Consider the following 12,879-nt stretch of genomic DNA (forward strand, 5'->3'; position numbering starts at 1 on the left):
GGCTTTGGCAGTTTAACGAGGTCGTCAGGTAAGTATTACAAAGCGATATGGCGCAGCAGTTTTGTTGCCATGTCAGACAATTTGTTAGGTATTTCATCCGCCATATGTGCCGACCAGCCATATAGAGTGTGGATGTATTTCTATATCAGTAACTATAGGATGGCACCATGAGTGATATGATGCACCAAGATGTTGACCCGCAGGAAACCCAGGAATGGCTGGAATCGTTAGAATCGGTTCTGGAGGAAGAAGGGGTAGAACGCGCGCACTTTTTGTTAGAGTCTCTTATTGAGAAAGCCCGCCGCAACGGTGCGCATTTGCCGTACGACGCTACCACTGCTTATATCAATACAATCCCGCCGGGGCAGGAACCGACCATGCCTGGCGACCAGACGGTTGAAGGTAGCATTCGTAATGCACTGCGCTGGAACGCGTTGATGATGGTATTACGGGCGTCTAAGAAAGACCTTGAATTAGGTGGTCATATCTCTAGCTTTGCGTCTTCTGCCATGCTGTACGATGTAGGCTTTAACCACTTCTTTAAAGCGCCAAACGACAAAGACGGTGGCGACTTTATTATGTATCAGGGCCACGTGGCGCCGGGTATCTACTCTCGTGCTTATATCGAAGGTCGTTTAACCGAAGAGCAATTAGACGGTTTCCGTCAGGAAGTAGACGGCAAAGGTCTGTCTTCTTATCCACACCCTAAATTAATGCCTGAATTCTGGCAGTTCCCAACGGTATCGATGGGTCTTGGCCCAATGCAGGCTATCTATCAGGCGCGCTTCTTAAAATACCTGACTAACCGTGGCTTAAAAGATTGTTCTGATCAACGCGTATGGTGTTTCTTAGGTGACGGTGAAATCGATGAGCCGGAAAGCTTGGGTGCCATTGGTCTGGCGTCTCGCGAAGGCCTGGACAACCTGACATTCGTGGTTAACTGTAACCTGCAGCGTCTGGATGGGCCGGTACGTGGTAACGGCAAAATCATTCAGGAACTGGAAGGTACCTTCCGCGGCGCAGGCTGGGAAGTAATCAAAGTTATCTGGGGTCGCTACTGGGATCCGCTGTTAGCCCGTGATACTACCGGCAAACTGCTACAGATCATGAACGAAACCGTAGACGGTGAATACCAGAACTTTAAAGCCAAAGGCGGCGCTTACACCCGTGAGCATTTCTTTGGTAAGTACCCTGAAGTAAAAGAAATGGTGTCAAACATGTCTGATGAAGACATCTGGCGCTTAAACCGTGGTGGTCACGATCCGGTTAAAGTTTACGCAGCGTATGATCGCGCCGTAAACACCAAAGGTCGCCCACAGGTTATCCTGGCCAAGACCGTTAAAGGTTATGGTATGGGTGCTGCTGGTGAAGGTAAAAACATTGCTCACCAGGTTAAGAAAATGGACATGGACGCGATTAAACACTATCGCGATCGTTTCAACATTCCGGTTTCAGACGAAGCTTTAGAAAAACTGCCGTACTACAAGTTTGACGAAGACAGCACAGAGATGAAATACCTGCGCGAACGTCGTGAAGCCCTGAAGGGTTACATGCCGCGTCGTCTGGCTAAGTCTACCGAAGAGTTACCAGCGCCTGCGCTTAAAGCGTTTGAAGCGGTAACCAAAGGCTCTGGTGATCGTGAAATCTCTACCACCATGGCATTTGTTCGTGTACTGACTGCACTGCTTAAAGACAAGCAGATTGGTAAGCGTATCGTACCAATTATCCCGGATGAGGCCCGTACCTTTGGTATGGAAGGTCTGTTCCGTCAGGTGGGTATTTACTCCTCACAAGGCCAGAAATACGAACCACAGGATTCTGATCAGGTCGCTTACTACCGTGAAGACCAGAAAGGTCAGGTACTGCAGGAAGGTATCAACGAGCTGGGCGCCATGGCGTCGTGGTTATCAGCGGGTACCTCTTACAGCACCAACGATCTGCCAATGGTACCGTTCTACATTTACTACTCCATGTTTGGTTTCCAGCGTGTGGGCGATTTAGCCTGGGCAGCCGGTGACAGCCAGACCCGTGGTTTCTTAGTTGGTGGTACAGCCGGTCGTACAACACTTAACGGTGAAGGTTTGCAGCACCAGGATGGCCACAGCCATACTCAGGCAGCGCTGATCCCTAACTGTGTAAGCTACGACCCAACTTACGGTTACGAAGTGGCAGTGATTGTTCAGGACGGTCTGCGCAGAATGCTCGAAGAGCAGGAAGACGTGTTCTATTACCTCACCGTAATGAACGAAAACTACAAGCAACCTGAAATGCCTAAAGGCGTTGAAGAAGGCATCATCAAAGGTATCTACAAGTTAGAAACCATTGGTCGCAGCAACAGCAAGAAGAAAGTAAAACTGCTGGGTTCAGGCACTATCCTGGAACAGGTGCGCGCCGCTGCTACCAAGCTGCATGATGACTACGGGGTAGCCGTTGAAGTGTACTCGGTACCTTCATTTAACGAGCTGGCTCGCGACGGTCAGGAGTGTGACCGTTTCAATATGTATCATCCGGATGCGGAGGCGAAAACGCCTTTCATCACTGAAGTACTGAGCGAAGGCTTTGATGGCCCGACTATCACTGCTACCGATTACATCAAGAACTACGGTGAACAGGTCCGTGCCTATGTGCCTGGTTCATACCGTGTACTGGGTACCGATGGCTTTGGTCGTTCAGACAGCCGCGCTAACCTGCGTCGTCACTTTGAAGTGGATGCAGAATACGTCACTTTTGCAGCCCTTTATGAGCTGTTTAAGCAAGGCGAGTTGGATGGCAAAACACTGAACAAAGCCATGCAGGATCTGGGTATCGACCCGGACAAAATTAACCCGCTGTTCGCATAAGCTCAGGGAGACTGCAAACGATGTCAGACATTAAAGACGTATTAGTACCGGATTTAGGCGAAGATGAAGTTGAAGTCATTGAACTGTGCGTATCGCCAGGCGATTCGGTTGAAGCCGAAGACGCCCTGGTAACAGTTGAAAGTGACAAAGCCAGCATGGACGTACCAGCCCCTTTTGCCGGCACGCTCAAAGAGCTGTGCGTAAAAGTAGGTGATAAAATCAGCCATAACGACTTGCTGGCCAAGCTGGAAGTAGCGGGTGAGGCTGCGGCCGAAGCGCCTGCTGAAGAAGCACCGGCACAGGAAGAAAAAGCTGAGGAAGCCCCTGCCGCCAAAGCGGAAGAGCCAGCGGCAGCGCCTGCTGAGCAAAGCAGCGGTGGTAGCGAAACTATTGAAGTGACCGTGCCAGACATTGGTGACGCTGCTGACGTAGACGTTATTGAAATTCTGGTAAGCGCTGGCGATAGCGTGGAAGCAGAAGACGGCTTAATTACCCTTGAAACCGACAAAGCTACCATGGACGTGCCGAGCCCTAAAGCTGGTAAAGTAGTGGAAGTGAAGGTAAAAGAAGGTGATAAAGTGAGCGAAGGCTCTCTGGTGCTGATCCTTGAAGTCGCCGGTTCTGGTGGTAGTGCTGCCCCTAAAGCCGATAGCACGCCTGCTCCGCAAGCCGCGGCAGAAGACTCTTCGGCGGAACCCGCCGGTGAAGAAGAGATTGAAGTCACTGTACCGGATATTGGTGATGCATCGGACGTTGATGTTATCGAAATCCTGGTTGCCGAAGGCGATACCGTGGCAGTGGAAGACGGCCTGATTACCCTTGAAACCGACAAAGCCACTATGGATGTCCCATCACCTAAAGCAGGTGTGGTCACCAAGTTACTGGTTAAGTCTGGCGACAAAGTGTCTAAAGGTGACAAGGTTTGTATGCTGAAAGTGGCAGGTAGCGCTAAACCTGCGCCTGCTAAGGCAGACAGTGCTGCTTCAGCGCCTAAAGCTGACAGCGCGCCGGCTGCTAGTAAGCCAGCAGAGCCTAAAAAAGCCCCTGTGCCGCATCATCCTTCAGCCGGTACCAAGCCTAAAACCGGTAAGGTTCATGCGTCACCATCGGTGCGTCGTTTAGCGCGCGAGTTTGGCGTAGATTTATCGGAAGTTCCTGGCAGTGGTCCTAAGAATCGTATTCTGAAAGAAGACGTTCAGGCTTATGTTAAGGAAGAGCTGTCTCGTCCACGCACCACAGCACCTGCTGCGGGAAGTGGTAACGGTGGTGGTCTGCAGGTACTGGCACAGCCGAAAGTCGATTTTGCCAAGTTTGGTGAGATTGAAGAGAAGCCGCTGACCCGTATTCAGAAGATTTCTGGCCCGAACCTGCACCGTAACTGGGTCACTATCCCGCATGTTACGCAGTTTGAAGAAGCCGACATTACCGATCTGGAAGCGTTCCGTAAGGAACAAAATGCGATTGCTGAAAAGCGCAAGCTGGGCGTAAAAATTACCCCGCTGGTGTTTATGATGAAAGCCGCAGCGGATGCGTTAAGAGCCTATCCAATCTTTAATACCTCTTTAGGTGAGTCAGGCGACACCCTGATCCAGAAGAAGTATATTCATATTGGTATTGCCGTAGACACTCCGGGAGGCCTGGTAGTACCGGTAGTGCGTGATGTTGATAAAAAAGGCATTTACGAGCTGTCAGAAGAGTTAATGCAAATCAGCATTAAAGCCCGCGACGGCAAGTTAAAAGCCGCTGATATGCAAGGTAGCTGTTTTACCATTTCAAGCCTGGGTGGCATTGGTGGTACCGCGTTTACGCCTATCGTAAATGCGCCGGATGTGGCTATCCTTGGCGTATCGAAATCTGACATGAAACCAAAGTGGAATGGTAAAGAGTTTATCCCTCGCCTGACGGTACCTTTATCGTTGTCATACGACCATCGTGTTATTGACGGCGCGGTCGCAGCAAGGTTTGCTGTACACTTGAAGTCAGTACTGGAAGATTTACGCCAGTTAATACTGTAAATCATTGTTCGCCCTGCCTAGTGCAGGGCGAATTGTAATCTGAATTAGAGAGTTTACCTTTACTGCTGTGATGCAGCTAGTTACAATTCAGACACTTACATTCGTATAGAAACAGGACAGATTTGAGGTCACGATGAGCGAAATTAAAACGCAGTTAGTGGTACTAGGCGCCGGCCCCGGCGGCTATTCAGCAGCCTTCCGCGCAGCTGATATGGGGATTGAAACAGTTCTGGTTGACGCCAGAGAAACCCTGGGTGGTGTGTGCTTGAACGTAGGATGTATTCCTTCTAAAGCGCTGCTGCACGTTGCTAAAGTGATGAAAGAAGCTAAGCACCTGGCCAGCCACGGCGTGTCGTTCGGCGAACCTGAAATCGATCTGGATAAAATCCGCGCTTACAAAGACGGCGTAGTAGGCCAGCTGACCAAAGGTCTGGCGGGCATGTCTAAAATGCGTAAAGTTAAGCACGTTCAGGGCTACGGTAAATTTACCGGTGCTAACACCCTGGAAGTGGAAGGCAAAGACGGTAAAACCACTATTTCTTTCGAAAACGCGATTATCGCCGCAGGTTCTGAGCCGGTATCACTGCCGTTCATCCCTGAAGATGACCGCGTAATTGACTCAACCGGCGCGCTGGAAATGAAAGACATTCCAGAGAAAATGCTGGTACTGGGCGGTGGTATCATCGGCCTGGAAATGGGTACAGTATACGAAGCGCTGGGTTCAAACATTGATGTGGTAGAGTTCCTCGACCAGTTAATCCCGGCTGCTGATAAAGACATCATGAAGGTCTTCATGAAGACCTACAAAGAAAAATTCAACATCATGCTGGAAACCAAAGTGACCGGCGTTGAAGCCAAAGACGATGGTCTGTATGTAAGCTTTGAAGGCAAGAACGCGCCTGCTGAGCCAGTCTGTTACGACAAAGTACTGGTAGCAGTTGGCCGTAAGCCAAACGGCGGTCTGGTTGCTGCAGATAAAGCCGGCGTTAAGGTTGACGAGCGTGGTTTCATTTCTGTTGATAAGCAGATGAAAACCAATGTTGGCCACATCTACGCCATTGGCGACCTGGTTGGTCAGCCTATGCTGGCGCACAAAGCGGTTCACGAAGGCCACGTGGCTGCCGAGAATATCGCTGGTAAGAAGCACTTCTTCGACCCACGTTGCATTCCTTCAGTAGCTTATACTGAGCCAGAAGTCGCTTGGGTTGGCTTAACCGAGAAAGAAGCCAAAGAACAGGGCGTAAGCTATGAAACCGCTACTTTCCCATGGGCAGCTTCTGGTCGTGCGATTGCTTCTGATGCAACCGACGGTATGACCAAGATGATTTTCGATAAAGACTCTGGCCGTGTTATCGGTGGTGCCATGATTGGTACTAACGCCGGTGAGATGCTGGGCGAAATTGGTCTGGCGATCGAAATGGGCGCAGATGCTGAAGACGTAGGTCTGACCATTCATGCTCACCCAACGCTGAACGAGTCTATCGGTCTGGCTTGTGAGATTTTCGAAGGTAGCATCACCGACCTGCCGAATCCTAAAGCTAAAAAACGCTAAAGCGTTTTTTTAGTCCCGGTTTCGCTCAGCGAAGACCGGGAAGACGGGAGGTTAAAAAAATCTCGTCATCCCGGCCTTCGAGCCGGGAGTTCCTAAAAAGGTTGTCTCACTGTAGACAACCTTTTTTGTTTGTCGACTAGACACCCCGATAACATGTTGGGAGGTCCCGGATATTTGCTGTGCAAATTCCGGGATGACGGGAGGTTAAAAAAATCTCGTCATCCCGGCCCCCGAGCCGGGAAGGTTAATAAAATCTCGTCATCCCGGCCTCCGAGCCGGGATCTCCTGAAAAGGTTGTCCCACTGTAGACAACCTTTTTTATTTGTCGAATAGACACCCCGATAACATGTTGGGACGTCCCGGATATTTGCTGGGCAAATTCCGGGAAGACGGGAGGTCAAAAAATCTCGTCATCCCGGCCTCCGAGCCGGGATCGCCTAAAAAGGTTGTCTCACTGTAGACAACCTTTTTTATTTGTCGACTAGACACCCCGATAACATGTTGGGAGGTCCCGGATATTTGCTGCGCACATTCCGGGAAGACGGGAGGTCAAAAAATCTCGTCATCCCAGCCCCCGAGCCGGGATAACGGGGAGGTTAAAACAATCTCGTCATCCCGGCCCCCGAGCCGGGATCCCCTAAAAAGGTTGTCTCACTGTAGACAACCTTTTTTATTTGTCGACTAGACACCCCGATAACACGTTGGGAGGTCCCGGATATTTGCTGTGCAAATTCCGGGATGAACAGGGGCTATCTAAATCCGTTGACTGCCTTTTGCCTGAGTGTATAACTCGTCTGCAATAGATTTGTAGTCTAAAAAGCCAACCAATTTGTCGTTGTTAACCAGGGGAATTGCCGAGTGGCCGGTGGCTAATAACCGTTGATATAGCTCTTCCAACGAAGGTTGGTTTGAAAAAACCTGGTCATCACTGATTAACTTTGGGAAATAGCGCCATTCGCCATTATTCAACCGGTCACCAAACCGGGCATAAACCGCTGAGCCGTTGGCCAACCCGGAAATGACGGCCTCGATGGCGATTGCTCCGACTAATTTGCCGTTGTTATAAAACGCTAAATATTTCACTTTTTCTGCGGCAATAGAAAGGTAATCGAGCATACCAGCGTCGTTATAATAACCGGCGTTTCCATCTACCACGAAGCTAATCACGGCTTGATCGCCCTGACGAATGTTATCGAGACTTCGGTTTAAATCTGAAATGGTGGATTTTCTGAATAGATCCAGCGGCGCGCCGCCTTTTACAATGTTTTGAAAGTTGTCTCCAACCTGTTCCAGAGGGTGCACTGCAGGTGTCGCAGTGAGGCTGATACCATCGGCGCCGGCTTCAAATTTTTCTACGCGGCTAAGAAAGTCAGCAACCTGTTGATTAAAAAACAGGGTCAGTACGGCCAGGATCAATATCGTGATTATGATACTGGTGAGATTAATCGGCTCGAATTTAATAAGCTTACTAAGTTGCATGTACCAATCGCCGTTAACCAGATAGTAGAGTGAATATCAGTATATGTGGTGGTTGAAAAATGTACAGTTGTTTAGCGTGGGATGTATCAGGCGGCTTGCATTGATATTGCCTTTATCAACCTGCGGATTGCCACGACTTCGCCACAAAGTTTGTCTATAGTGGCAATCATAGCGAGTGAATAAGTAAAGGATAATGAGATGGATAAGAGTGCGGCAGGTATACTAGCGTTTGGGATTTTCTTTGGGGCGGCGGCGCTCGGCGGCCTTGGCGGCAATGCGCTGATAACGGCAAAACAATGGGAACGCTCTGTTGTGGTGAAAGGGTTATCAGAGCGGGAGTATGTGGCTGATAAAGTGATCTGGCCACTGCAGTTTGTGGCAGCCGACAACGATCTCACATCCTTGTATAACACTATGTCGGCCAATAGCGAAAAAGTAAAAAACTACCTTATCTCACAAGGTATCGAGACCACCGAGATTACCGTTGGACTGCCTGAGGTAACCGATAAACTGGCCCAACGCTACGGCAGCAATGATGGTGTGAAGTTTCGATACAGCGGTACGCAAACCGTCACAGTTTATTCGGCGGATGTCATGAAAGTACGCAGCGTGCAGCAAAATCTGGCTGATTTGCTCGGTCAGGGCGTTGCCCTGAGCACCGAAAATTATAATGCCCGCACGGAGTTTATCTTCACACGCCTAAATGAAGTGAAGCCGGAAATGATTGAGGAAGCCACTATCAATGCCAGGGAGGTGGCCGAAAAATTTGCCAACGACTCCAACAGTCAGCTCGGTAAAATTAAACGCGCTAATCAGGGCCAGTTTTCTATCTTCGAGCGTGATAGTCAGCACCCGCACATCAAGCAAGTTCGGGTTGTCTCTACCATCGAATACACACTGACTGATTAAAAACTATACTTTACGCCGCGGAAGGCGTGCTAAGCTTATAATATTGATTATTAAATTCTGTAACCATGGCAGACGAACAGCAGCCGGCTCAGCTTGAGTTTTTTACGATTCCCAGTCCGTGTATTGGCGTTTGTCAAAGCGGACCAAAAGGGTATTGCCAGGGCTGCTTTCGCTCCCGCGAAGAGCGGCTATACTGGCTGCAGGTCGATGATGGTACGCGACGCGTAATACTGGATGCCTGTAACCGGCGCAAGCGTTATTATCAGCGTCGTAAGGCACAATCAAATAACCAATCCGATACACAGCCGCTGCAACAGGATTTGTTTGGCAATGAGCCAGACAAATAACGCAGCGGGGTTGTTACGCTCTGATATACTAAATTTATGATCGAGGAAAGGTCACAGGGTAATGAATCAATTTATTGAATATGCAACGCAATCCTTTACGTTACCGGACATTTGTTTGCGGTTACGTAACGTGCTGGACGATCCGCGTTCCGATATGGACGACATCGCGGCACTTATCAGCATCGATCCTTCTCTTACCGCCAAGTTACTTCGTCTGGCCAATAGCGCACTTTTTCGGTTTCCTGCGCAAATAGAGTCTATCAGCAAAGCGGTTAGCGTTATTGGTGGTGAGGCGCTGTATAATCTGGTGCTGGCGGAAACGGCGAATATTGCTTTTAAACATTTTGATAATCAGTGTCTGATTGTGGATAAGCACTGGGAGCAATCGGTGTTTACCGGCATGCTGGCAAAATACCTGGCAAAAGACATGAATGTGCGGGGAAGCGACCGCTTTTTCGTTATGGGGATTTTGCAAAACCTCAGTGAACTGGTTATCGCTAAGTGTGAACCTGTGAAATATCAACAATATGCAAAGGATGATTCGCCCGGGACTCCCTGGGATCGACAGGTTGCTCACTTCGGGTTTTTATTCAGTGAATGCAGTGGTTCAATTATGGAACAGTGGAAGCTGCCTATGCCGTTGTTTTATCCGGTTAAATTTGCCCACAATCGGGTTAAATTGGCTAGCGACTTAGACGTGTCTTTGTTAACCTGTGCCATACGGCTTTCAACGGCTCATTATCAGCGGGAACGGTATCCGGAGTTGGATATTATATCACCCGACATGGTCCGGTTGTTACCGCTAGACGATGAAGTGTTACAAAACGCCAAACTGTATGCCCAAAAAGAAACTAACAAGGTAGCAGTGTCCGTTTTGTAATTGCTCCTTAGGCAATAAAAACAAAACATAAAAACTGCTTCCATGTTACACCAAGCTTTAGCGAAGGCAGCGCCACTTGTTCTGGCGCTGTTTTGTATGTCGGTATCGGCCGCTGATAAAGATCTTATCAGTACGTTGTATCATGCCGACTTCGTCGAATACGACGAAGAACAAAAAAATAAGTTTACGCTTGACGGTGAGCTTGGGGTGATATTTGCCTCGGGAAATACCAACGCGACCTCAATAAAGAGCAGCCTGAAGTCTGAACACGAAACCAAACGGTTCTCTAATAACTATTGGGTGGAGTTTCTGTATAAGGAAACCGAAGTCAGCGTAGATGGCGGCGTGATTGATCAAACCACGGCGCAGCGACTCTATACCTATGCCCAGTCAGACTACAAACTCGGCCAGGAAAACCGCCGTTTATTTGTGTACGGCGACTACGAGGATGATCGCTTCAACGGCTATGATTACCGTTCATCCATAGCAGGTGGTTGGTCACAACTAATGTGGCAAAACGAAATCAGCGACTTCCGTTACAGTGTTGGGCCTGGTTACGCTTTTGCTAAATTCGACAACGGTGAACGGGCGGATCAGGTTGACGGGTTTATCGTCCGGGCGTCAGCTGAATATCACTACATTTGGCCCACCGGAGCGAAATTGCGTCAGTTTGTGTCGATGGAAGCGGGTGATGAAAACATCAAGTCGCGTACCGAAACATCCTTAAGCGCTAATTTATTTGAATCACTGGCCCTGAAGTTTTCGTTTATCATTCAGCACAACACGAGTCCGGTGAACGATGCGCAGTCATTAAACACCGAAACGGCGGTGACTATTGTCTATCGATTTTTCTAAATTTAGTCCTTGTGATGAATTGATTTTGCTCTGATATGCTTTAACATAGCGGTTTTTAGCCAATGGGCGACTCTTTTCCCCTCAGACTTGGCGAACAGGATTTAAATTTACTTAGGAACCCCCCGCATGAAAAAACTACTACTTGCCATCGCCGGTACCTGCGTTGCTGCCAGCGCTATTGCTCAGGATGAACCAAAGCCGTTTACAATGGATGGCGAGTTTGGTCTGATAATCACTACTGGTAACACCGAAACCTCTTCTGCCACTGCTGGCATTACCGCTCAGCAGGAGTTTGAAAACTGGAGTAACGATTATCAAATCGAAGGCCTCTATAAAGAGGAAACGGTTCTTCAGAATGGTGAAGAAGTAGAGCGCACGTCGGCACAGAAGTTTTTCGCCTCAGCGCAGGGAAACTACAAGTTAGAAAATCCTGATCACCGTTTGTTCGCATTCTCCTCGTATGAAGATGACCGCTTCAGTAACTTTGCGTATCAGGCAACAGTGGCCGGCGGTTGGTCACAAAAGATGTGGAAAACCGAGAAAACGGCATTAGAATACAGTATCGGTCCGGGTTATTCGTGGTCTGAAACTCAGGAAGGTGAAGACACCAGTAGCGTTATTGTTCGTGGTTCTGCGGCGTTTAAATGGTTTATCTCTGATACGGCTAAGTTTACCCAAACAGCGAGTACCGAGGTGGGTTCTGAGAACACCAAATCACGTGCTGAATCTGCACTGACTGCGACTATCAGCGGTTCTTTGTCGATGAAGTTTTCAGTACGTCTGGATCACAACAGCAACGTTGATGAAGGTGTTGAAAAGCTGGATACCGAAACAGCGGTTACCCTGGTTTATAACTTCTTTTAATCGTTGTTGTCATTCAGCGTTAACGCTGAGAAAAACTGCAAAGGCTGTCTTAAAGACAGCCTTTTTTGTTTGTGTTAAGCATTCTTTAGGTTGTTTTCGATTCTGAGATAATAGTAAAGAGATACCGGATAGCCGTGTTACGGCTTCCGGTATGACGGGGTTGGTAAGGGCCTTAGTACTGGCTTCAAACCTCCCGTCATAACTGGCTTCAAATTCACAGTCATCCTAGCCTCAAGCCTCCTGTAACCCGGCCCTCAAACTTATTGTCGTACCGCCTTCAAACTTCACGTCATCCGGCCTCCAACTTCCCGGCCTGCGAGCCGGGATCTCCCAAACAGGCTGGCTTACTCAAAACAACCGGCTTTTTTATTTGGTTCTTTGTATCGTGAAATACTGTCGCCGGTCAGAACCAGTAAAAGCGTAGAGGCATCATGGATGATGGCTCCGGTCAGGAGGGCAGGACGCCCTCTCTGACCGATAGGTTTTACCTGGCCGGCTACAGTATGTTTCTTCACGGTTAAAGAACTGGCAGGTTTCCAAAGGGGAGCCATCTCCCCTTTGGGTGCAGTCGGCACCCCGACAAGCAGCGGAGAAATGAAATTCAGTGCGGTACTACTGGTTCATAAAGGCTTCCGAGTACCTGTAAAGTCCACGATAACATGCAGGGAGATACCGGATAGCCGTGTTACGGCTTCCGGTATGACGGGTTGGTAAGGGCCTTAGTAATGGTTTCAACTCTCCTGTAACCCGGCACTCAAACTTACCGTCATAACGCCTTCAAACTTATCGTCATCCCGGCCTCCGAGCCGGGATCTCCCTAGCAGGCTGACTCAACTAATACCTCCTTTTTAATGCCAGGGTTATATCAGTACTTTGTCGGGTCGCCGACAGCGACCAGGGATGGCAGTGAGGCCACCCCTGGACCCCGCTCAGTTCTATGTTGCGAAACTGCATATTGTGAAACAAAAAGGGCAAACCTAACGAGCAGAGCGGGCGTCCTGCCCGCGCTGCCCTGGCTCGTCGTCCGTGACGAGCCTACGCTTTGCCGGAAACTTTTTGTCTCACAATAATTCGCAACAACAGAACCAGTAAAAAGCAGCAGTATCAACCTACAATACCGGCCTCAAGCCTCCTGTAA

General features: G+C 49.1%; 9 protein-coding genes. 8 read left to right on the plus strand and 1 reads right to left on the minus strand.

Features of this window, described 5'->3' with window-relative positions; all coding sequences use genetic code 11:
- Window positions 1-167 precede the first annotated feature (167 nt).
- The 3 genes from aceE to lpdA all read left to right on the plus strand — a co-directional run bounded on the left by aceE (window position 168) and on the right by lpdA (window position 6,407).
- The gene (gene aceE / locus AC27IB_RS17140; protein ID WP_296052078.1) at window positions 168-2,840 is read left to right on the plus strand and encodes a pyruvate dehydrogenase (acetyl-transferring), homodimeric type; all 2,673 of its coding nucleotides are present in this window, start codon (window positions 168-170) and stop codon (window positions 2,838-2,840) included.
- A gap of 20 nt (window positions 2,841-2,860) precedes the next feature.
- A complete protein-coding gene (gene aceF, locus AC27IB_RS17145) occupies window positions 2,861-4,855 on the plus strand; it encodes a pyruvate dehydrogenase complex dihydrolipoyllysine-residue acetyltransferase (RefSeq protein ID WP_487122440.1) in 1,995 nt (664 codons plus the stop codon).
- A 133-nt stretch (window positions 4,856-4,988) separates the two neighbouring features.
- A complete protein-coding gene (gene lpdA, locus AC27IB_RS17150; RefSeq protein WP_487122442.1) occupies window positions 4,989-6,407 on the plus strand; it encodes a dihydrolipoyl dehydrogenase in 1,419 nt (472 codons plus the stop codon).
- A gap of 753 nt (window positions 6,408-7,160) precedes the next feature.
- Here lpdA and AC27IB_RS17155 read toward each other — a convergent pair.
- Window positions 7,161-7,886 carry a hypothetical protein gene (locus tag AC27IB_RS17155; protein ID WP_487122444.1) on the minus strand — a complete coding sequence of 242 codons (726 nt, stop codon included), beginning with the start codon at window positions 7,884-7,886 and terminating at the stop codon, window positions 7,161-7,163.
- Window positions 7,887-8,084: 198 nt separating this feature from the next.
- On the opposite strand from AC27IB_RS17155, the gene AC27IB_RS17160 reads away from it, so the two are divergent.
- The 5 genes from AC27IB_RS17160 to AC27IB_RS17180 all read left to right on the plus strand — a co-directional run bounded on the left by AC27IB_RS17160 (window position 8,085) and on the right by AC27IB_RS17180 (window position 11,741).
- On the plus strand, window positions 8,085-8,795 hold the full coding sequence (locus AC27IB_RS17160) for an SIMPL domain-containing protein (protein WP_487122446.1): 711 nt from the start codon (window positions 8,085-8,087) through the stop codon (window positions 8,793-8,795).
- A gap of 65 nt (window positions 8,796-8,860) precedes the next feature.
- Window positions 8,861-9,142 (plus strand): DUF1289 domain-containing protein, encoded by a 282-nt coding sequence (locus tag AC27IB_RS17165; protein ID WP_296052063.1) that lies wholly within the window; start codon window positions 8,861-8,863, stop codon window positions 9,140-9,142.
- Between the two features lie 61 nt (window positions 9,143-9,203).
- Window positions 9,204-10,022 carry an HDOD domain-containing protein gene (locus AC27IB_RS17170; RefSeq protein WP_296052061.1) on the plus strand — a complete coding sequence of 273 codons (819 nt, stop codon included), beginning with the start codon at window positions 9,204-9,206 and terminating at the stop codon, window positions 10,020-10,022.
- 42 nt (window positions 10,023-10,064) lie between these two features.
- A complete protein-coding gene (locus AC27IB_RS17175; RefSeq protein WP_487122449.1) occupies window positions 10,065-10,877 on the plus strand; it encodes a DUF481 domain-containing protein in 813 nt (270 codons plus the stop codon).
- A 126-nt stretch (window positions 10,878-11,003) separates the two neighbouring features.
- Window positions 11,004-11,741 carry a DUF481 domain-containing protein gene (locus tag AC27IB_RS17180; RefSeq protein WP_487122451.1) on the plus strand — a complete coding sequence of 246 codons (738 nt, stop codon included), beginning with the start codon at window positions 11,004-11,006 and terminating at the stop codon, window positions 11,739-11,741.
- The last annotated feature ends 1,138 nt before the right edge of the window (window positions 11,742-12,879 follow it).

This window comes from Alteromonas sp. 4NH20-0104, assembly GCF_057547795.1.

What these genes read in the sequence shown, in the direction of transcription:
- aceF (WP_487122440.1), top strand. Translation starts at nt 2,861, where the DNA reads ATGTCAGACATTAAAGACGTATTAGTACCGGATTTAGGCGAAGATGAA.
- AC27IB_RS17175 (WP_487122449.1), top strand. Translation starts at nt 10,065, where the DNA reads ATGTTACACCAAGCTTTAGCGAAGGCAGCGCCACTTGTTCTGGCGCTG.
- AC27IB_RS17170 (WP_296052061.1), top strand. Translation starts at nt 9,204, where the DNA reads ATGAATCAATTTATTGAATATGCAACGCAATCCTTTACGTTACCGGAC.
- AC27IB_RS17155 (WP_487122444.1), bottom strand. Translation starts at nt 7,886, where the DNA reads ATGCAACTTAGTAAGCTTATTAAATTCGAGCCGATTAATCTCACCAGT.
- AC27IB_RS17165 (WP_296052063.1), top strand. Translation starts at nt 8,861, where the DNA reads ATGGCAGACGAACAGCAGCCGGCTCAGCTTGAGTTTTTTACGATTCCC.
- AC27IB_RS17160 (WP_487122446.1), top strand. Translation starts at nt 8,085, where the DNA reads ATGGATAAGAGTGCGGCAGGTATACTAGCGTTTGGGATTTTCTTTGGG.
- AC27IB_RS17180 (WP_487122451.1), top strand. Translation starts at nt 11,004, where the DNA reads ATGAAAAAACTACTACTTGCCATCGCCGGTACCTGCGTTGCTGCCAGC.
- lpdA (WP_487122442.1), top strand. Translation starts at nt 4,989, where the DNA reads ATGAGCGAAATTAAAACGCAGTTAGTGGTACTAGGCGCCGGCCCCGGC.
- aceE (WP_296052078.1), top strand. Translation starts at nt 168, where the DNA reads ATGAGTGATATGATGCACCAAGATGTTGACCCGCAGGAAACCCAGGAA.